The organism is Lentzea terrae, assembly GCF_003265345.1.
Lineage (GTDB): Bacteria > Actinomycetota > Actinomycetes > Mycobacteriales > Pseudonocardiaceae > Lentzea > Lentzea terrae.
In genome coordinates, this window is sequence record NZ_QFWW01000059.1 from 96618 (window position 1) to 116524 (window position 19907).

21 protein-coding genes and 1 riboswitch are annotated in these 19907 nt (G+C 68.7%); of the genes, 10 read left to right on the forward strand and 11 right to left on the reverse strand.

The annotated features are described in order from the left end of the window. Positions 1 to 50: 50 nt before the first annotated feature. The 4 genes from DI276_RS48835 to DI276_RS48850 are packed head-to-tail and all read left to right on the forward strand — an operon-like array spanning position 51 to position 4072. A complete protein-coding gene (locus DI276_RS48835) occupies positions 51 to 1112 on the forward strand; it encodes an ATP-binding protein (RefSeq protein ID WP_198681364.1) in 1062 nt (353 codons plus the stop codon). Beyond that, a complete protein-coding gene (locus tag DI276_RS48840; protein WP_112277191.1) occupies positions 1109 to 2713 on the forward strand; it encodes a vWA domain-containing protein in 1605 nt (534 codons plus the stop codon). Before DI276_RS48835 ends, DI276_RS48840 begins: the two co-directional genes overlap by 4 nt. Continuing rightward, on the forward strand, positions 2713 to 3381 hold the full coding sequence (locus tag DI276_RS48845; protein WP_112277192.1) for a DUF3800 domain-containing protein: 669 nt from the start codon (positions 2713 to 2715) through the stop codon (positions 3379 to 3381). Before DI276_RS48840 ends, DI276_RS48845 begins: the two co-directional genes overlap by 1 nt. Further along, on the forward strand, positions 3374 to 4072 hold the full coding sequence (locus tag DI276_RS48850) for a class I SAM-dependent methyltransferase (RefSeq protein ID WP_112277193.1): 699 nt from the start codon (positions 3374 to 3376) through the stop codon (positions 4070 to 4072). The genes DI276_RS48845 and DI276_RS48850 overlap by 8 nt, the downstream gene beginning before the upstream one ends. Here DI276_RS48850 and DI276_RS48855 read toward each other — a convergent pair. From DI276_RS48855 to DI276_RS48885, 7 genes are all read right to left on the reverse strand, one after another. Next, a complete protein-coding gene (locus DI276_RS48855) occupies positions 4065 to 4403 on the reverse strand; it encodes a condensation domain-containing protein (RefSeq protein WP_157985428.1) in 339 nt (112 codons plus the stop codon). The two genes, DI276_RS48850 and DI276_RS48855, sit on opposite strands and share 8 nt — an antisense overlap. 11 nt (positions 4404 to 4414) lie before the next feature. After that, positions 4415 to 4981, reverse strand: a complete 567-nt coding sequence (locus DI276_RS48860) for a TIGR03086 family metal-binding protein (RefSeq protein ID WP_112277195.1) — start codon at positions 4979 to 4981, stop codon at positions 4415 to 4417. Next, positions 4981 to 5391: a type III secretion system chaperone family protein gene (locus DI276_RS48865; RefSeq protein WP_112277196.1), complete on the reverse strand. Its 411-nt coding sequence runs from the start codon at positions 5389 to 5391 to the stop codon at positions 4981 to 4983. Before DI276_RS48865 ends, DI276_RS48860 begins: the two co-directional genes overlap by 1 nt. Continuing rightward, on the reverse strand, positions 5316 to 6023 hold the full coding sequence (locus DI276_RS48870; protein WP_232837447.1) for a DUF998 domain-containing protein: 708 nt from the start codon (positions 6021 to 6023) through the stop codon (positions 5316 to 5318). Before DI276_RS48870 ends, DI276_RS48865 begins: the two co-directional genes overlap by 76 nt. Positions 6024 to 6103: 80 nt before the next feature. Then, the gene (locus tag DI276_RS48875; RefSeq protein ID WP_112277198.1) at positions 6104 to 6844 is read right to left on the reverse strand and encodes an SDR family NAD(P)-dependent oxidoreductase; all 741 of its coding nucleotides are present in this window, start codon (positions 6842 to 6844) and stop codon (positions 6104 to 6106) included. Further along, positions 6823 to 7539, reverse strand: coding sequence for a glycoside hydrolase family 16 protein (locus DI276_RS48880; RefSeq protein ID WP_112277199.1), 717 nt, complete (start codon positions 7537 to 7539; stop codon positions 6823 to 6825). The genes DI276_RS48875 and DI276_RS48880 overlap by 22 nt, the downstream gene beginning before the upstream one ends. A 17-nt stretch (positions 7540 to 7556) precedes the next feature. Beyond that, positions 7557 to 8414 (reverse strand): LysR family transcriptional regulator ArgP, encoded by an 858-nt coding sequence (locus DI276_RS48885; RefSeq protein WP_112277328.1) that lies wholly within the window; start codon positions 8412 to 8414, stop codon positions 7557 to 7559. Positions 8415 to 8513: 99 nt separating this feature from the next. On the opposite strand from DI276_RS48885, the gene DI276_RS48890 reads away from it, so the two are divergent. The 3 genes from DI276_RS48890 (at position 8514) to DI276_RS48900 (ending at position 12939) form a co-directional block, all read left to right on the forward strand. Then, complete coding sequence (locus DI276_RS48890; RefSeq protein WP_112277329.1) at positions 8514 to 9059, forward strand: LysE/ArgO family amino acid transporter; 546 nt, start codon at positions 8514 to 8516, stop codon at positions 9057 to 9059. 197 nt (positions 9060 to 9256) lie between these two features. Beyond that, positions 9257 to 9468: riboswitch (cobalamin riboswitch) on the forward strand. Positions 9469 to 9565: 97 nt separating this feature from the next. Then, positions 9566 to 11908, forward strand: a complete 2343-nt coding sequence (locus tag DI276_RS48895) for a ribonucleoside-diphosphate reductase subunit alpha (RefSeq protein WP_408610656.1) — start codon at positions 9566 to 9568, stop codon at positions 11906 to 11908. Further along, a complete protein-coding gene (locus tag DI276_RS48900) occupies positions 11905 to 12939 on the forward strand; it encodes a ribonucleotide-diphosphate reductase subunit beta (protein ID WP_269814379.1) in 1035 nt (344 codons plus the stop codon). Before DI276_RS48895 ends, DI276_RS48900 begins: the two co-directional genes overlap by 4 nt. A gap of 184 nt (positions 12940 to 13123) precedes the next feature. On the opposite strand, the gene idi is transcribed toward DI276_RS48900, so the two are convergent. After that, complete coding sequence (gene idi, locus DI276_RS48905; protein WP_112277201.1) at positions 13124 to 13699, reverse strand: isopentenyl-diphosphate Delta-isomerase; 576 nt, start codon at positions 13697 to 13699, stop codon at positions 13124 to 13126. A gap of 100 nt (positions 13700 to 13799) precedes the next feature. Between idi and DI276_RS48910 the strand changes: the two genes are divergently transcribed. Then, the gene (locus DI276_RS48910; RefSeq protein WP_112277202.1) at positions 13800 to 13994 is read left to right on the forward strand and encodes an MbtH family protein; all 195 of its coding nucleotides are present in this window, start codon (positions 13800 to 13802) and stop codon (positions 13992 to 13994) included. A 1-nt stretch (position 13995) separates the two neighbouring features. Here DI276_RS48910 and DI276_RS48915 read toward each other — a convergent pair whose 3' ends face one another. From DI276_RS48915 to DI276_RS48925, 3 genes are all read right to left on the reverse strand, one after another. Next, positions 13996 to 15099, reverse strand: a complete 1104-nt coding sequence (locus DI276_RS48915) for an endo-1,4-beta-xylanase (protein WP_112277203.1) — start codon at positions 15097 to 15099, stop codon at positions 13996 to 13998. Between the two features lie 158 nt (positions 15100 to 15257). Further along, entirely contained in the window at positions 15258 to 17786 is a 2529-nt protein-coding gene (locus tag DI276_RS48920; protein WP_157985429.1) for a glycoside hydrolase family 97 catalytic domain-containing protein, read from the reverse strand. Positions 17787 to 17874: 88 nt separating this feature from the next. Further along, positions 17875 to 18366 carry a GNAT family N-acetyltransferase gene (locus DI276_RS48925; RefSeq protein WP_112277205.1) on the reverse strand — a complete coding sequence of 164 codons (492 nt, stop codon included), beginning with the start codon at positions 18364 to 18366 and terminating at the stop codon, positions 17875 to 17877. Positions 18367 to 18445: 79 nt separating this feature from the next. On the opposite strand from DI276_RS48925, the gene DI276_RS48930 reads away from it, so the two are divergent. Next, a complete protein-coding gene (locus DI276_RS48930) occupies positions 18446 to 18943 on the forward strand; it encodes an RNA polymerase sigma factor (protein WP_157985430.1) in 498 nt (165 codons plus the stop codon). Beyond that, positions 18936 to 19805, forward strand: a complete 870-nt coding sequence (locus DI276_RS48935) for a hypothetical protein (RefSeq protein ID WP_112277207.1) — start codon at positions 18936 to 18938, stop codon at positions 19803 to 19805. Before DI276_RS48930 ends, DI276_RS48935 begins: the two co-directional genes overlap by 8 nt. Positions 19806 to 19907 lie beyond the last annotated feature (102 nt).

The following is a 19907-nucleotide window of genomic DNA, read 5'->3' on the forward strand; positions in this document are numbered from 1 at the left end:
AACAAATTCGGGCGACCGGAACGAGCCCGGTCGGGCATTCTCGACCAGCCATGAGATCCACAGTCACCGTGACACCAGCACAGCTTCCGGAGGTGCTGCTGCACGTCGCCGTCGTCCGACCGGTCTTCCTCTGGGGAGCACCGGGTATCGGCAAGTCCTCACTCGTGCGCAAGTTCGCCGCCGAGCTGGGCCTCGAGTGCGTCACGTTGCTGGGCACACAGCTGGCGCCGGAGGACCTCATCGGAGTTCCGGAACTGGTCGGTGGCCGATCCCGGTTCGCACCACCGGAAACCATCGCGCGCCACGACCCGTACTGCCTCTTCCTGGACGAGCTCAACGCGAGCAGCCCCGAGGTGCAGAAGGCGTTCTACTCGCTGATCCTCGACCGCCGGATCGGCTCGTACGAGCTGCCGAAGGGCTCGATCGTGATCGGCGCCGGCAACCGCGCCGTCGACAACGCGCTGGCGCGCCCCATGGCGTCCGCACTCGTGAACCGCATGGTCCACGTGCACCTCACGGCGTCGGCGCGCGACTGGCTGGCGTGGGCGCGCGAGAACAGCATTCACCCGTGGGTGCTCGAGTACCTGACGCAGCGCCCGGACCACCTGTGGAGCGCGGCGCCGAAGGTCGAGGAGACGTTCTCCACGCCGCGTGGCTGGCACATGCTGTCCGACGCGCTGCACTCGTTCGGCGACGACATCTCCGAGGACCTGCTCGGGGTGCTGGCGTTCGGCACGGTCACCGCGAACCACGCGTCGATGTTCAAGGCGTTCGTGAAGACCGTGCGGCACGCCTACGGGCTCGAGGCGGTGCTGCGCGGGGACGTGCGCTGGCCGTCCGCGCCCGGCGACCGCGACCTGCTGTACTTCCTGGCCGAGGCGTTCCGCGCCCGGCTGGTGAAGGAGCTGCCGCACGACAAGGCGCACGCGCCGGCGGCGGGCAAGCAGCTCGCGCACCGGGGCAAGGCGCTGCTGCTGGAGCTGGCCGAGCTGTCGCTGGAGATCGCGCAGATGGTGATCGCGGCCGACGACGACGGCAATCCCGTGCTGCCCGCGTGGTTCCTCGTCGAGGTGACGCGCGACCTGCCACGACTGGTGGCGGCACGGGCATGAGCCGCCGCGCTCGGGTCGACCCCGCCGCGGAGGCGTTCACCGCGGCGAACCGGCGGATCGACGCCCATCCGCTGTTCGCCGCGCTGAACGGCTATCTGGTCCGGCGATCCGAACACGAGTGGGCGGACGTCTCGCTGGACGGCTCACTGCTCGCGCATCCCACGCGGAAGGCGAGCGCGGACGAGTGGGCGTGGGTGTTCGCGCACTGCCTGCTGCACCTGGGTTTCGGCACCCACTCCTGCGAGGACGTGCTCGACTTCCAGCCCGCGCTGAAGTTCGGCACCCGCCCGGCCTCGTGGGAGCCGGGCCGCTGCGTGCGCGGTGGCGAGTCGGCGGACCCGAAGAAGTGGGCCAGCCGGTTCGCGGCGGGCCTGTCGAACGCCGCCGTCGCCGCGATCGACGTGGCGGGCGGCGCGCGCTCGTCGTTGTCCGACGAACGACCGGCGAAGACCGAGTGGAATCTCGCGCTGAGCTGGTTCGTGTCGAACTACCCGCTGCTGGGCGCGCTCGCGTCGGCGATGACCGTGGTGGCGGACGCGGAACTGGCGCGGGGCTGGGACATCTCGATCGCGGCGGTGTCCACGGCGTCGGCGGAGATCTACGTCAACCCGCTCGCCGGGCTGTCGCGCCAGGAGTGGCGTTTCGTGCTGGCGCACGAGATGTTGCACGCGGCGTTGCGGCACTGCGACCGGGTCGGCGGGCGCGATGCGTACCTGTGGAACATCGCCGCGGACTTCGTGGTCAACGGCTGGCTGGTCGAGATGGGCGTCGGTGCCGCACCGGAAGGCGTGCTGCACGACCCGTCGTTGCGGGGGCTGTCGGCGGAGTCCGTGTACGACCGGATCACGACGGATCTGCGGCGGTACCGGAAGCTGTTGACATTGCGCGGCCGTGCGGGCGACCTGCTCGACGAACCCCTGCGCGGCCCTTCGGACATCACCGACCTGGACGAGTTCTACCGGCGCGCGTTGCTGACCGGACTCGGCCATCACACGGCTTCCCGCGGTCTGTTGCCCGCCGGGCTGGTCGAGGAGATCCGCGCGCTCGAGCACCCTCCCCTGTCGTGGGACGCGCAGCTGGCCCGGTGGTTCGAGGAGTTCGTTCCGTCCGTGGAGAAACGGCGGACTTACGCCCGTGCGTCGCGGCGGCAAGCGTCCACTCCGGACATTCCACGACCTGGCTGGGTGCGCCCGGAGACCCTGGAGTCGCGGCCGACGTTCGGGGTCGTGCTCGACACGTCCGGGTCGATGGATCCCAAGTTGCTGGGCAAGGCTCTTGGTGCGATCGCTTCCTATGCGGCGGCACGTGACGTGCCCGCCGCACGCGTGGTTTTCTGTGATGCGATGGCATATGACGCCGGATATTTGCCCGTCGAGGACATCGCGGGCCGGGTGACGGTGCGCGGGCGCGGCGGCACGGTGCTGCAGCCCGGCATCGACCTGCTCGAACGCGCGTCCGACTTCCCTTCCGCCGGCCCGATCCTGGTGATCACCGACGGTTGGTGCGACGTGCTGCGTGTTCGGCGCGACCACGCGTTCCTGATACCTGCTTCGGCGCACCTGCCGTTCCGCGCTCGTGGCCCCGTGTTCCGGATGTCCTGATGGAGATCGCCTGCGACGAGTCGGGATCCGAGGGCGAGAAGCTCGTCGGCGGCGTCACGGCGGTCTTCGCGCACGCGGGTGTGCGGATGTCGTGGGACGAGGCTGCTTCGTGCGTCGAGTCGCTGCGGGAGATGATCAAGTCACCGGCCGTGGAGTACAAGGCGAACCACCTGCTGCGCGCGAAGAACCGGTGGGTGCTGCTGTGGTTCCTCGGGCCATCGGGTCCGCTGGCCGGTCGAGCGCGCGTGCAGCTCGTGGACAAGCGGCGGTTTCTGGCCTCGCGGGTGCGCGCGGAGTTCGGTGCCGTTTCCGGGCCTCTGGAGCACTACAACGACCTGCTGCGCGCTCGCGGACCGCGCGGGACGTTGGATCCGCTGTTCCCGGCGATCCTCAGGGCCGTCGGGCAGTGGGCCGGCCCGGTCTCGATCGTGCACGACCAGCAGCTTTCGTTGACCGACGGCCGGATCCGGCAGCTCAAGAAACTGGCGCCGCGGCTGGAAAGCCTGACCTTGGTGGACTCGCAGTACGACGCCCGCGTGCAGGTGGCCGACTTCCTGGCCGGCATCGCCCGTCGCGTCGCGGAGGAAGAACTGAACGGGCGGCCTGACCGGGAAGTGATCGAGTTGCTGATGCCGTTCGTCGTCGGGCCTACCATGTGGCATGCCTGATGCGATTTTCGCCGACCCGCGGTTGGCCCGGATCTACGACGCCTTCGACGGGCCGCGCGGGGACCTGGACCTGTATCTCGGGATCGCCTCCGAACTGAAGGCGTCGAGTGTGCTCGACATCGGGTGTGGAACGGGGTCCCTGGCGGTGCTGCTGGCCTCGTCCGGACGGTCGGTCGTCGGGGTGGATCCGGCGCTGGCGTCACTGGAGATCGCACGGGCCAAGGACTCCCGCGTCACCTGGATCCACGGGGACGCGACTTCCCTGCCCCCGTTGTCGGTCGATCTCGCGACGATGACCGGGAACGTGGCACAGGTGTTCCTCGGTGACGACTGGGCCGCCACGCTTCGAGCTGTGCACGGTGCGCTGCGCCCCGGCGGGCACTTCGTGTTCGAGACCCGGCGGCCGGAGCGACGGGCCTGGGAGGACTGGGCGCGGGCGAAGCCACGGGTGCTGGTCGGAGTCCGCGAGCAACTCGAACTGCTCGGCGTGAGCCTGCCGTTCGTGTCGTTCCGCCACACCTACAGCTTCCCGGACGGCTCGGCGATCGACTCGGAGTCGACCCTGCGTTTCCGCTCGCGTGCGGAGGCCGAGCAGGACCTGGTTCGCGCCGGCTTCAAGGTCGTCGACGTGCGGGACGCGCCAGACCGGCCCGGCCGGGAGTACGTGTTCGTGGCGCAGCGCGTCAGCTGACGAGCGCGGGCTGCATCCAGGCCCGCACCAGCCACGGCAGGATGCGCGGCATGCGGTCGGCCACGATGTCGTGCAGCGCCAGGATCATCCGGCCGGACTGCGCGGGGCCGGCGTCCAGCCACACGGCCTGCATCAGGACGCCCGCCTGGAGGTCGAGCCCCGCCTCCGCCCGCGCCAGTGCGGCGTCCGTGGCGGCGGCGGGGTCCGTGACCTCCAGGTGCGTGAAGCCGGAACGACACAGTTCGGGATGCAGTTCCACCAGGGAATCCACGGCGGTGGCCAGGCGTCCCACGCCCAGGCCGGCCCGAACCTGCACCGTAATCGCTCTCACGTTAGGGGAGCCTAACTCAGCCCCCAGGCTGGGTCGCGCCCACTGAGTCCAAGGACACGGTCGAGCAGTGGCGCGTCCGGGTCCACCTCGACCGCCGCGCCGAACAACGAGCCGTCGCGGTCGCCCGGTCCGATCTCCGACACGAAGCCGTGGACGACCTGGAGCAGGTCCGGCTCGACGTCGAACGGTTGCCCCGTCGCGCGGGCCAGGTCCCAGCCGTGCAGCACGATCTCGTCGAGCGCCACGGCAGCCGCGACCTCGCCCGGCAGGTCGACGCCGCCCGCCGCGGTCATGCCCTCCCACGCGTCCTTTGAACGCCACGCTTCCGCCAGCTCGGCCAGCCGGACGGGAATCGACTCGCGGAAGTCCAGCGGCAGCCGGGAGGCGTCACCGGAGCCAGAGCCCTCCAGAGGCGTCTTCAAGGCCGCCATGGTGAACGCCACCGACAGACCGTTGACGTGGTCGAGCAGGTCGCCGACCGTGTAGTCCGGACAAGGCGTGGGGGCCTTGAGGTCCCCGTCGGTCACGTTGCGCACCAAGCCCGCCAGCCGATCGGCCGCGGGCGACAAGTCGAACATCAGTAGCCGTCTCCTCCCCAGAACTGTTCCTCGAGCATGTCCGCCGTGCCGGCGAGCAGCTGGAGCGGGTCGGTGAACTCGTGGATGTCGAGGTCCGCCAGCGGCAACGAGTGCCGGACCACGACGTGCTCCCCCATGATCGCGAGGCCGCACGCCACCGTGGACTTGCCGACCTCCTCCAGCACGTCACGGAGGTTCACTTGCGAGGCCAACCCGCACGGGGAGGCGATCTGCACCCATTCGTGCATCTTGTCGAGCACTTCACGGACGATGATCACGACCTGCGTGCGGTCGTCGTCGTCCTCGTCTTCGTCCCCGAACGTGAAGAGGACCCTCAGCTCCTCGTCCTCGTCGTGGATGACGTCGTACTCGGCGCGGATGTAATCCGCGAGGTCTCCCCAACTCGCCATGGCGCAACCCTACTTGCCGCGATGGCCCACAGCCCCACGACGAGCAGGGCGGCGACCTCGGCGATGAGCAAGATCCTCTCGATGTAGCCCAACGGGAACACCCGCCACCACCGAACGCCGCCCATCGAGCCCATCACGATGGCGTAGAGGATCGGCATGAACGCGATGACGCTCAGCACACCGGACGCCATGGTGAACCTCGCGTGCTTTCCCCACACGTGGTCCTTCAGCCACGGCCGCGCCAGCGCGATCACGGCGATCGGCAGGCTGACGAACGCGATCATGCTGCCGAACCGGTGGATGCTGCCGCTGAGCTGGTTGGTGCCCATCGCCCAGTTCGTCTTGGGGAACACCACCACGAGCAGCAGCCCGATCGACCACAGGATCAGCGCGATCGAGCCGGTGGACCGCCACTTCGCCAGCCCCTTGTGGACGAGCGCGACCAGGATCGCGACGGAGCCCGCGGCCAGCAGCAACACCGCGACGTCGAAAACGGGCCGGTAGTCGCCCAGGGCGTACTCGCTGATCGTGCGGCGCAGCGGGCCGACGGTCAGGTCGAGCAGGCCGACCATGGCCACCGTGACGACGACGGCGAGTGAACCGCCGGTGGCGGCTAGTCGTGGAATCAGCACATAACGGCCAACGCTGGGACGAACCTCCGGGGTTCCTGGGTTCAGGAAGCCGACAGGATGCTCCCAGCTTTTCGACAGGTTCAGTCGAGGACGCTGCCGCATGTGATGTTGACCTGCGTTCCCGTGATGGCGCGGCCCCAGTCCGAGGCCACGAAGACCGCTGTTCGTCCGACGTCTGCTTTCGTGGCGGCCCGGCCGAGCAGCGTGTCACCGACGATGTCCGCCTCGATCGGTGCGCGGTGCTCGGCGGGGATGGACTCGGGGATGCCACCGGTTTGCAGGGTCACCACCCGAACGCCGTGCGGACCGAGCTCGGCCGCGAGCTGGCGGCGCATGGACTCGACCGCGTCGAACGCCGCGAGCAGGCCCCCGAGCCGCCACTTCCGGTGCGCCGACGCCTCCCCCGTGCCGCCGAAGAACAGGATGACGCCGGAGCGCTGCCTGATCATGTGCCGTGCGGCGGCCCTGGCCGTGAGGAACTTCGACCGGACGGCCGAGACGACCGGGCTGAGGTAGTCCTCGACGCTCATCTCCACCATCGGCGTGCCCTGGACGTCGTTGTCGGTGGTGACGTTGACGGAGATGTCGAGGTGCTCGAACGTGGCCGCGTGCGCGTCGACCGCCTGCTCGTCGAGCGCGTCGACCACCGCGTACCGGGCACCCAGTTCGTCGGCCCTGGCCTTGAGCGTGGCTTCGGTGCGTCCTGCCAGGTGCACCTCGGCACCTGCCTGCACGAACGCCTCGGCGATCGCGCCACCGATGGTGCCCGCGCCGCCGTAGATGACGGCGGTCTTCCCGTTCAGCGGTAGGCCCGGAACCATTCGACCTCGAACTCCTTCGGGTAGCGCCCGGTCCGCTCCGGCCCGAACTCGAAGATCGCCAGCTGGAACTGCATCGGGTAGTCCGGCGCCTGCCCCACCGTGTTCACCAGCTCGCCGTCGACGAAGAAGTCGACCCGGCCGGGCTGCCAGTCGGCGGCGTAGGTGTGGAACTGGCGCGCGTCGATCGGCACGTCCACGACCTCGAACTCGTCCTTGATCGCCGGGTCGCCGAACGGGTGCAGGCCCATGCCGACGCCGGTGTTGGCCGGGTGGACGTGCTTGCCGAAGATCTCGGCGACGCAGATCTCCGCGGACCGCTCCGGCACGTCCTCCAGGCCGATCATCCAGAGCGCGACCATGCAGCCGGGGTCGTCGACGGCCTTGCAGCGGATCTCGAACCGGCCGTACGTCGGGGTGTAGAGGCGCAGGTGCTGCTGTGGTTCGCGGACCTGCAGGTCGGGGCGGAAGCGGGACTGCCCCTCGGTGAGCGCGGTCTGCAGGCCGGAGACCCTGGTGTCGCCGTCGAACTCGGGGCACCACGGCTCCTGGTCGGCGTCGATCCTCAGCGTCAGGCCGTTGTCGTGGGTGTAGCGGGCGGCGGTGGCCGCGCTGGAGCTCCAGTGCGGCAGGTAGTGCGGATACCACCGGTCCAGCGTGGTGAACCGGTCCTCGAACTCGAGCTCTCGTCCGGTCATGTCACCGAGGGTAACTCCTAGCGCAGCGCTTCAGCGGCTTCGCCGGCCACCGCGTCGGCGACTGCCGTCAGCGCCGGCGAGTCGAGCTTCCACTGCTGCCAGTAGAGCGGGATGTCGACGGTGCGGCCGGGCGCGAGGTCGATCAGGCCTTCCTGCAGTTGCTGCGGCGGCACCATGCCCCACCCCAACCCCGCCACGATCGCCCGCACGTACACCTCTGATGACGGCACGTAATGGCGGTGGTCGGACGCGCCGCGGCCGCGGGTCAGCGTGCGCACGAACCGGTCCTGCAGGTCGTCGTTGCGGTCGAACACCACGACCGGCGCGTCCGGGAGCCACGACTTCACCGGACCGGCGGCGTGCAGCTCTACAAAGGACTCGGTTGCCATTGCGGCGTAACGGATGCTGCCCAGTTTACGCACCGTGCAGCCCGCGACCGGCTCGCGCGAGGACGTCACGGCCGCCATCACGACACCTTGGCGCAGCAGCGCCGTCGTGTGGTCCTGGTCCTCGCGGTGGAGGTCGAACGAGATCTTCAACGACGACGGAACCCGTTGCAGCGCAGGGAGGAACCACGTGGCGAGCGAGTCGGCGTTGACGGCGATCGGCACGCGGACGACGGCGTCCGAGCCCAAGGCGGCGTCCAGGTCCTGGTCCAGGACGAGCAGTTGCCGACCGTAGCGGACCAGCACCTCCCCCGACGGCGTCAGCCGCACCGGTCGCACGCGCACCAGCAGCACGCGGCCGGTGCGCTGCTCCAGGGCTTTGATCCGTTGCGAGACAGCGGAAGGCGTGACGTGCAGCGCAGCGGCGGCGGCGTCGAACGTGCCCGCGTCGACGACGGTGAGCAGCGTGCGCACGAGGTCGAGGTCCATCACAGCTGCTAATGATACGTAAGAATCTTTAGCTGGTCTCATCAAGGCGGCGTAACTACCGTCGGGGGCGTGACTGATTTCCTGCTCGGCTTCGGCACCATGATGACCTTGATCGTCGCGATCGGCGCGCAGAACGCTTTCGTGCTGCGCCAAGGACTTCGACGCCAGGCCGTGGCCGGGGTCGTCGCCGTGTGCGCCATTTCGGACGCCGTCCTCGTCGCGGTGGGTGTCGCCGGGTTCGGGGCGATCGTGAAGATGTTCCCGCAGGCCATCACCATCGCCGCCGTCGTGGGCGGGATCTTCCTGCTGGGATACGGGTTTCTGGCGGCGCGCCGGGTGTTCCGGCCGCAGTCGATGCAGGCCGGCGACACCAGCACCAGGCCAGTGCTCACCGCGCTTGCACTGACGTGGCTCAACCCGCACGTCTACCTGGACACCGTGCTGCTGCTCGGGTCGATCGCGGCCGGCCGGTGGCTGTTCGGAGTGGGCGCGGTGACCGCCAGCGTCACCTGGTTCGTCGCGCTGGGGTTCGGCGCGCGGCTGCTCAGCCCGCTGTTCGCGAAGCCCCGCGCGTGGCGGGTGCTGGACGGCGTGATCGCGGCCGTGATGATCAGTCTCGGGGTGACCCTGATCGCCGGGTCGTGATCATCACCAGCACCGCGGACACGGCCAGAACACCGCTCGTCACCGGCGCCCCGGCACCGATGACGAGCGAGGCCGAAGCCAGTCCCGCGCTGACGACAGCACCCGCGACGACTCGCGGCCGAAGATCATCCACGGAGATCACCCTAACCCACGACACGCCCATGTTGGGTGGTGATCCAGACCCCACCCCTACATGTAGTATCTGCCGCGCTGGTGGTTCACCGACTCGGAGCAACGGGCTCGGTGAGGCAAGAGGGAACCCGGTGCAAGTCCGGGACTGCCCCGCAGCGGTGAGTGGGAACGAAAGCCGTCAACGAAGCACTGGGTCGCGAGACCTGGGAAGCGACGGCCGGTAGGCGCGAGCACGACGCCCACGAGTCCGAAGACCTGCCACTGGTGTGTGCGCAAGCCTGCGCGCACGACACGGTGCCCCGAGGGAGGGCGGCTGTGTGCACCAGTGGTGTGCGCGCATGCGTTTCCTCGGGCTCAGCTCGCGAGGAGAGAGCGTGCCCGACCGCCTATCAGTGGTCATCAACGAAGCTTGCGCCGACCTGCCCAACGCGTCAGCCGAGGCGGTGCTGGCCGAGACCAAGCGTAACCTCTACGCCGGGATCACCGACGCCGAGCTCGCGTTGGCGCCGATCATGGCCGCCCGCACGATGGTCGAGCAGGATCCCGACTACTCGTACGTCAGCGCCCGGTTGCTGCTGGACAAGCTGCGCGCCGAGGCCTGCGGCGTCCCGCTGTCGCACGCCGAGATGAGCGAGCGCTACCCGTCGTACTTCGCGTCGTTCGTGGGTTACGGCATCGAGCTCGGCCAGCTCGACCCGCGCCTCGCGGACTTCGACCTGGCCCGTCTGGGTGCGGCGCTGCGACCGGACCGCGACCTGAACTTCCAGTTCCTGGGCATGCAGACGCTGTACGACCGCTACTTCCTGCACCACGACGGCCGCCGCTACGAGCTGCCGCAGGCGTTCTTCCTGCGCGTCGCCATGGGCCTGGCATTGGAGGAGGACGACCGCGACGCCCGCGCGATCGAGTTCTACGAGCTGCTCTCGTCGTTCGACTTCATGTGCTCGACGCCGACGCTGTTCAACTCGGGCACCACCCGGCCGCAGCTGTCGTCGTGCTTCCTGACCACAGTGGACGACGATCTTGCCGCCATCTTCCACGGCATCAGCAACAACGCGCTGCTCAGCAAGTTCGCCGGCGGTCTCGGCAACGACTGGACGCCGGTACGGGGCATCGGTGCGCACATCAAGGGCACCAACGGCAAGTCGCAGGGCGTGGTGCCGTTCCTCAAGGTTGCCAACGACACGGCCGTAGCGGTCAATCAGGGCGGACGTCGCAAGGGCGCGGTCTGCGCGTACCTCGAAACCTGGCACATCGACGTCGAGGAGTTCCTCGACCTGCGCAAGAACACCGGCGACGAACGCCGCCGCACGCACGACATGAACACCGCGAACTGGGTGCCGGACGAGTTCCTGCGCCGGGTCCGCGCGAACGGCCAGTGGACGCTGTTCTCGCCGGACGAGGTGCCGGACCTGCACGACGCGTTCGGTGACGAGTTCGCGCGCAAGTACCGCGCGTACGAGGCGAAGGCGGACAACGGCGAGATCAAGGTCTTCCGCCGGGTGCAGGCCGTCGACCTGTGGCGGCGCATGCTGACCATGCTGTTCGAGACCGGCCACCCGTGGATCACGTTCAAGGACCCGTGCAACCTGCGCTCGCCGCAGCAGCACAGCGGTGTCGTGCACTCGTCCAACCTGTGCACCGAGATCACCCTGAACACCACGATCGACGAGGTCGCGGTGTGCAACCTCGGTTCGGTCAACCTCGCGCAGCACGTCACTGCCGAGGGCATCGACCACGCACGGCTCGAGCAGACGGTGCGGACCGCGGTTCGCATGCTCGACAACGTGATCGACGTGAACTACTACACGATCCCCGAGGCGCGGAACTCGAACCTCGAGCACCGGCCGGTCGGCCTGGGCCTGATGGGCTTCCAGGACGCGCTGTTCACGCTCGGCACGCCGATGGCGTCGCAGGAGGCCGTCGAGTTCGCCGACCGCAGCATGGAGGAGATCAGCTACTACGCGATCACCGCGTCGGCCGAGCTCGCCCGGGAGCGCGGCGCGTACCGGTCGTTCGACGGATCGCTGTGGTCGCAGGGCATTCTCCCGATCGACTCCATCGGGATCCTCGCGCAGCACCGCGGCGACGGCGAGCTGGCCGTGGACCGGGAGTCCACGATGGACTGGAGCGTCGTTCGCGAGAAGGCCCGCAGGGGCATGCGGAACTCGAACGTGATGGCCATCGCGCCGACCGCGACCATCGCGAACATCGCCGGCGTCAACCAGTCGATCGAGCCGCAGTACCGCAACCTGTACGTGAAGTCGAACATGTCCGGCGACTTCACCGTGATCAACCCGGATCTGGTGCGTTCTCTGAAGCAGCGCAAGCTGTGGGACGAGCAGATGATCGCGGACCTGAAGCTGCACGACGGCAGCCTCGGCGCGATCGACCGCGTGCCGCCCTACCTCAAAGCGTTGTACGCCACCGCGTTCGAGGTCGGCAGCTCGTGGCTGATCGAGGCGGGCGGGCGGCGGCAGAAGTGGATCGACCAGGCGCAGTCGCTGAACCTGTACCTGGCTCAGCCGAGCGGCCGCAAGCTCGACGAGCTGTACCAGCTGGCGTGGCTGCGCGGCCTGAAGACCACGTACTACCTGCGCACGCAGTCCGCCACGCACGTCGAGAAGTCCACCCTGCAGGGCACCGACGGCAAGCTCAACGCCGTCTCCCCCGTCGCCTGCTCCGTCACCGAACCCGACTGCGAGGCTTGCCAGTGAGTATCGAAGCAGGCGCCGCGCGCGTCTCCGTCGACGACAAGGCGATGATCAACTGCCGCGCCGACGTCAACCAGCTGCTGCCGCTCAAGTACCACTGGGCGTGGGAGAAGTACCTCAACGGCTGCAACAACCACTGGATGCCGACCGAGGTGTCCATGCAGGCCGACATCAGCCTGTGGAAGTCTTCGGACGGGCTGACCGAAGAAGAACGCCGCATGATCAAGCGGAACCTCGGCTTCTTCGCGACCTCGGAGTCGTTGGTGGCCAACAACATCGTGCTCGCGGTGTACCGGCACCTGACCAACCCCGAGTGCCGCCAGTACCTGCTGCGCCAGGCCTTCGAAGAGGCCGTGCACACCCACACGTTCCAGTACATCTGCGAGTCGCTCGGCCTGGACGAGGGCGAGCTGTTCAACATGTACCGCGAGGTCCCGTCCATCACGGACAAGGCCGCCTGGGCGCTGCAGTACACGCAACACCTGGAGGACCCGGAGTTCAGGACCGGCACGCCGGACAAGGACCAGGCGTTCCTGCGTGACCTCGTGGCGTTCTACGTGGTCTTCGAGGGCATGTGGTTCTACACGGGCTTCGCGCAGATCCTGTCGCTGGGCCGGCGCAACAAGATGGTCGGCATCGCCGAGCAGTACCAGTACATCCTGCGCGACGAGTCGATCCACCTGAACTTCGGCATCGACGCCATCAACCAGATCAAGCTCGAGAACCCGCACCTGTGGAACGACGTGTTCCAGAAGGAGGTGCGCACCATGCTCGCCGAGGGCTGCGAGCTGGAGATCGCCTACGGCCGCGACACGATGCCGAGCGGGATCCTCGGGCTCAACGCCGACCTGTGCGAGCAGTACATGCGGTTCATCACCAACCGCCGGTGCGCGCAGCTCGGGCTGGAGGCGGTGTGGGAGCCGACGGAGAACCCGTTCCCGTGGATGTCGGAGATGATGGATCTCAAGAAGGAGAAGAACTTCTTCGAGACGCGCGTGATCGAGTACCAGAACGGCGGCTCGCTGGAGTGGTGAGCTAGCGGTCCCGGTAGGCGACCTGCCCGGCGAGCGCGCACAGCTCGTCGTGCCACACGTCGCTGATCGGGGCGGCAGGTGGTCGCGCAGCTCGTCGAACGCATCCTGTTCGACGAGCACGCGCCCCTCCGCGTCGGCGAGCCGAAAGCCAGGTGCGACCTGACCTACCGGCTCCGCGACTGAGTCATGCGAGTCGAACCGCGCTGGGCAGTTCGGCGCGGTCCGCGACCGGCCACCGCAACGGGTCGGGCCCCAGCTGCACGAGCTCGGCGACCTGCAACTGGGCCCACCGCGAGATCTCGCGCGAGCCGTCGAGCACGGAGGCCGCGAACTCGGTCCACGGCACGCGCTCGGCCGAGTCGACCTCGTCCGGGTTCGGGACCGGCTCGTCGTCGGAGAGGACCCGGAACACCGGGCACATCTCGTTCTCGACGACGCCGTCCATCTCGGCGCGGTAGCGGAAGCGCGGCAGCAGCAGCTCCGGGTCCGAGCACCGCATGCCCAGCTCGTCCTGCAGCCGCCGGAGCACGGCCTGGGCCATGTCCTCGCCCGGCAGCGGGTGACCGCAGCAGGTGTTGGTCCACACACCGGGGAACGTCTTCTTGTGCAACGCGCGGCGGGTCAGCACGATCCGCCCGGCCGAGTCGAAGACGTAGCTGGAAAACGCGAGGTGCAGCGGGGTGTCCGCGTGGTGCACCACGGCCTTGTCCTCGACGCCGATGGCCGAACCGTCCTCGGCCAGGAGAACCACCTGTTCCACAGTCACGACGCAACGTAATCACACGAACTACCGGATCGGGAAATGTGAGCTCGAGCGCGGAGATAGCCGGACCATAGGTGGCCCACGTCACTCTGGAGTCATGACTTCCCCGTTCGCTCAGGCTCACACCATGTTCCTGGTGCTGGTCAGCCCAACGGGCCAGTACTCGATCTGGCCGGCGGTGCTGCAGGTGCCCGCCGGCTGGCAGGTCGTCCACGGTGTCGCGTGCAAGCAGTCCTGCGAGGACTTCGTGGGGGCCGCCCGCGCCGGCCTGCCGGCGCGGGCTGCCGCTTAGGTCACCTGCGTCCGGCCAGGGTGGACCGCAGGGCGTGATACGCGGGCTTGCGGGTGTAGTCGTTCCACATCACCGTGGCCGCGCCCTGCCCCTGGAAGAAGACCGGCACCCACGAGTACTTGTCGGTGAAGCCCCAGATGGTGAACGACCGGCAGGTGCGGACGTTCAGGCAGGCGGTGAGCATGCGCTGGTAGTAGTCGGCTTGCTGGCGCAGCTGGGCCTCGGTGGGCACGCCGCTCGCGGGCAGGGTCATCCGCACGTCGACCTCGGTCATCGCGGTCTCCAGGCCGAGAGAGGCGAACCGCTTCAGGTTGCGCTCCAGATCGTCCGGGAAGCCGTAGTCCAGGCTGAGGTGCCCTTGGGCGGAGAAGCCGTGCACGGGCACGCCGGCGGCACGCAGGTCCTTGATCAGCGCGTAGTACGCGTCGCTCTTCGCGTTGACGCTTTCGACGTTGTAGTCGTTGAAGAACAACTTCGCCTTGGGGTCGGCCTGGTGCGCCCACCGGAACGCGTCCGCGACGATGCCGGGGCCGAGCTCGCGGATCCAGATGTTCTCCGTGGTCCGCAGCGCGCCCGAGTCGGTGAAGATCTCGTTGGCCACGTCCCACTGCTGGATCCGGCCCGCGTACCGCCCGACAACGGTCTTGATGTGCTCGCGCAGGATCGCGCGGAGTTCGTCCGCGGTGAACTTGCCCTGCTCGAGCCACTCCGGATTCTGGCTGTGCCACAACAGGGTGTGTCCGCGGACGACCTGCCGGTTCTGCTTGGCGAACCGCACGATGGCGTCCGCCGTGCCGAAGTTGTACCGGTTGCGCTCGGGATGGATGTACTCCCACTTCATCTGGTTCTCCGGCGACACCGAGCTGAACTCGGCGGCCAGCACGCGCCGGTACGGCCGGTCCGAGGTGAAGGGGTCCGGGTAGGGCTGTTCCTCGTGGTGACCGCCGCCGGCGACCGCGCTTCCGATGTGGAAGCCCTTGGGCGCCGCCCAGCGCAGGGTGTGGTGGTGGCCGTCCGTCTCGGGTGCGGCCGAGGCCGTCGAAGCCAACGGCACCGACAACGTCACGGCGGTGAACAACGTCATGATCAGTCGAGCCGGCTTCATCAGACCTCGTTTCGCGACGACTGGTGACCGAGCTTTTGGCACCATATGGCGCTCGTCTCGGCAGCGTCAAGCGCCGGAAACCGTTGGGACAGCGTCGAATCACGAGTTGGCGAATCGACAGGCGTATTCGACGGAACCGCTGTCGATGATTCGATGCGTCAGCAGATCAGCCGCGCGTCACCCCACACCGCGTGGTCGAGCGCGGCGCCGTCACCGCCGTCGGTCACCCGCAACGTCAGCGACTTCACCCCGGTGACGTCCACGCTGATCGGCAGCGCGGGATCGACGGATCGCCGCAACGGGCTCTCGTGCAGCACGCGACCGTCACCCACGATCGCGAACGTCACCGAGCCGCCGACACCCGCCGCACGATCCACGCGACCGTCGACCTCGTCGTCCACCCCTGCCGTGGCGTCGAACCTCGTGCACGCCCCGATCTCGAAGCTCTTGTCCGCGGGCGTCGTGCCGATGCCCTTGCCGAACCTGACGCCACCGGTCGTCAACGTCCTGCCCTCGACGGAACGATCGTTGCCCGCGACGTAGGACTGCCCTGCGGGCAACGGTTTCCAGACGTGCGTGCGGGTCGCCTTCTCCGCCTCCACGCTGGAGCTGAAGCGGTAGGGCTGGAACTGGGCCACGGCAGGCACATCTGTCAGACCAACGACAGGGTGGGCGCCGACCTTCACCGTCCACCTGCCACTCAGCGACTCACCCGGCGCGACCCGGAACGCCCTGGCAGCAGGGGAAGCGCTCCACCCGGACGGTACGCGCGGTGCGAACGTCACGTCGTAGAGCGGCTGGGCCGAGGTGTTCGTGAAGGTGCTGCTCATCTCGAACGTCTGACCGGGCTGCACCGACACGAGCTCGGGCGTCGTCACGACCGTCGTGGACGGAATTCCGTACGTGGGCCGCGCACAGGTATCCCGCACCGGGCGGCACACCAGTGCGACGAACCCGCCGTCCTTCGCCACCGGGATGGTCAGTTTCTGGTCGGTGACCTGGGTTTCCCTGACCAGTCCGGCAGCACCGTCCCGCACGACCTCGACCAGCCAGCGCCCCTTGCCGAGCGCCGGGAGGTCGAGCGTCCTGGCCTCCCCCGCGATCGCGCCGCCGACGAACCACCGGTCGTCGCTGCGCCGTGCCATCACAACGCTTTCGGTGGGACGGCCGGACAGCAGCCGGGTCTCGTCCCACGCGGCCGGCGCCTGCTCCAGGAACCACCGCGCGGGTGGCCTGGCGTCGTAGGAGTCCGGGCGCCCGGCGAGGTTCTGGATGCCCGACTCGTACAGCACGGTCAGCGCGAGCTCGCCGCCGTCGGTGTTGGCACGGGTGCGGTGGAAGCCGCCGGGCGTGTAGTCCATGCCGCCCACCACGTTGCGGGTGAACGGCAGCGCGGTGAGGTGGCTCGTGGTGAGGCCGCTGGACTTCTCCGCGCCGTGCACCGCCTCGGTCGTCATGACGTGCGGCCAGGTGCGGTGGACGCCGTGCGGCAGCGTGGCGCCGTGGAAGTTGATCAGGAAGTGCATCCGCGCGGTCTCCGGCAGGATCTCGTCGTACCAGCGGTAGCGCTCCTGGCCGTCGGAGTCCATGAAGTCGATCTTCAGACCCTGCACGCCCCACTTCTGCAGCCACGGCAGGTAGTCCGCGCGCTTGGCCGCCGTGTCGACGCTGCTGAACCGCACCCACGTGTGGATGCCGACCCTGCGCGCCTTCGCGTACCGGACGAGCTCGGGGATGAAGCTGGTCTGCCGCCAGTTCGGGTCGTCGTACCAGCCCGCGTCCACCACGACGTACGGCCAGCCGCGCGCCGCCGCGTAGTCGACGAACTCCTTCTGCTTGGCGAGGTCCTGCTGCGTCGAGCGGCCACCGGCGAGCCACGTCCAGACCGCCGGGCCGGGCTTGATCCAGCTGGTGTCGCGGATCTTCGACGGGGGCGCGAGGTCGTCCGCGAGCGTCGACTCGGTGACGGTGGCGAGACTTCCGACGATCATGGTGCGCCACGGCGTCTTGAGCGCTCCGGTGACCGCGACCTGCTCGTCCCACAGCTTGATCTGGAACCTGCCGCCGCCGGTGTGCACGAGCCGGCCGCCGGAGTAGCGTCCGTCCACATCGGACTCGGTGATCAGCACGTGCGTGCCGCCGACGTCGAACAGCGCCGGGTGCATGTACTCGGCCAGTTCCGCGGTGCCCGCGGTCAGCTGCAGGAACGGGTTCTCGTAGTCGCGGCGGAACTTGGCGAGCCACGCCGTCGCGTCGGCGGGCAGGACGAACGCCGAGGCCTCGCCGGTGACCGCGCCGGTGTCCTGCGGCAGCTCGTAGCGGTAGGCGACGCCGTCGGGAGACTCGCGCACGACCAGGTTGAGGGAGTTCTCACCAGACTTGAAGCGGTACGTCGTCTCGATGGCCCGCACGGTCCGGTCGAGCTTCTTGCCGGACGACGTGCGGTAGCGCTCGAAGATCATCCGCCGCGACTTGCCGGCCGGTGTCAGACCTCGTGACAGGTCGGCGCGCTCGGTCGTGATCCCGACCGGCGACGGCTGCACGACCGTCTTGCCGCCGTGCTTCACGGCCAGGGTGACGCTGCCACCAGAGGTGCTGACGACAGCCTGCGGGCCGGGGGCACCGGCCTGCGCAGGCGGCACGACGATCATTCCCGCGACCAACGCGGCCGCGACTGCAGCTCTCACCGCCACGGACACTCCCCTCGTGATCCGGGGCGGCGGTCACCGGAAGACATCCAATGACTCGGACGCTATGTCGCATGTTTCGTCCGAGTCAAGCGATGTAACAACCGTGACTGCTCCGACCTTTCAACCTCTTCTCGAACCAGTGCCCGGCGTACTTCGCGTCGTTGTAGTTCTCGATCTCTGCGAACCCGTGCTTGGCGTAGAGGCTCCGCGCCTCGACGAGGTCCGTGCGCGTGTCGAGCCGCAGCACCGTGACGCCCCTGGCCAGCGCCTCGGCCTGCATCGCCTCGAGCAACGCCGACGCGGCGCCCTGGCCGCGGTACGGCACGCGGACGAACATCCGGGTCAGCTCGCCGACGCCATTTTCGAGGAACCTCATGCCGAGGCACCCCACCTCGTCACCGTCCCGCGACACCACGAGGAACACCGGCACGTCGTGATCCTGCTCGTCGCGTTCGTACGCGTCGATCTCCGCGTCGTTGGTGGGCCGTCCCCAGTAGCGACTGATCATCTCCGCGTTGTACTCGCGGTTGAGCGGCGAACTCGCGGCGTCAGCCACCGTCACGGTCCAGTTGGTCATGGGATCATCATCAAGAGGCCGTCCACTGTGATTCAGGTCACTGCAACGCCGGAGCCGCGGCGAGCCAACTGGGGGCGTGATGTTCGCGGAGCTGTTCGACGAGCACGCTCAACCCCTGCACCGATATCTGGCGCGGCGGGTGGGTGTCGACGTGGCTGACGACCTGGTCAGCGAGACCTTTCTGGCGGCCATGCGCGCCAAGGACACCTACGACCCCGGACGGGGCAGCGTGGTCGGGTGGCTCTACGGCATCGCGACGAACCTGTTGCGCGGCCACGCCAAGCGCGAGACCCGGCTGCTGCGCACCTCCGAACGCTACGGCGTCGACCTCGGGGTCGCCGAGACGCTGGAGCACACGGTGGTGGCCCGCATCGACGCCCGTTCGCACCTGCGGCTGATCGCCGGTGAGCTGGCGAGGATGCAGAACGCCGACCGCGACCTGCTGCTGCTCGTGTCGCTCGCCGGCCTCAGCGTGCAGGAGGCGGCCGAGGCGCTGGAGATGAACCCCGGCACCGCGCGCTCCCGCCTGCACCGCCTGCGCACCAAGCTCAAGGAACTGGAGCTCCGCCATGCGTGACCTGCTGGACGACGACCTCGCCGAGCTGTACTCGGTGCGGCCCGCCGACGACGTGCGGCTGGCCAGGATCCGCGAGCAGCTGTTCGCCGAAACGCCTCGCCGCCGCTCGCGCAACTGGGTCGGCATCGCGGCGGCGGCCGTGGCGGTCGTGATGATCACCGGGCTCGTGGTGCTGCTGAGGCCGGCTCACCGGGACGCGCCCGCCACCATGCCGCACGCGCCGGCCACGTCGCTGACCGAGGCGGCCGCTCTGCTCGAGCTGGCTCCCAAGCCGACCACGAAGTACCGGCACATCAGGTACCTGGTGTGGCAGACGTACGCCATCGCCAACGGCGCCAAGTTCAGCGCCGGGGCGCTCGAGTTCGAGATCGACGTGTGGCTGCCCGTCGCGCCGGACGAGATGGTCGTGATCCGCCGCAACTTCACCGGGGGACGCCGCCAGATCGCCGGCGAGCAGTGGTCGGTGGGCGACCTCAAGCCGGCGGACGGCTACCGCGGCCCGACGCTGTGGGGCTCGTTCTGCGCGGCCACGCCGTGCAAGGAGGACAGTCTGAAACTGCCACTGGGCACGATCCCCGCGAAAAACCTGGAAATCGCGTCGGCGGCGATGCTCTCGCCGTACACGACCAACGAGGAGAAGGCCGGCCTCTACCGCAAGCTCGCCGAGTCACCGGAGATCCGCTGGGACAACGGGACCGTGACGGCGGACGGCAGCCCTTACCAGTTCACCATCGACCCCGCGACCGGTGAGGTCACCGGGTTCGAGGAACGCCGGCCGACGCAGGAGAACCGCCTGCCGAGCGGCGTGGTGACGATGTCGGGCACCGTCACCTACGAGTGGACCGATCAACGTCCGTCGTAGGGACCGGCCCGAGCCGACAAACCGACGACGCGCTCATCAGCGGCCGTCGCAGGACCGCGGCAAGTACCAAGCCAAGGCGGCGCCACCCCAGGCGGAACAACG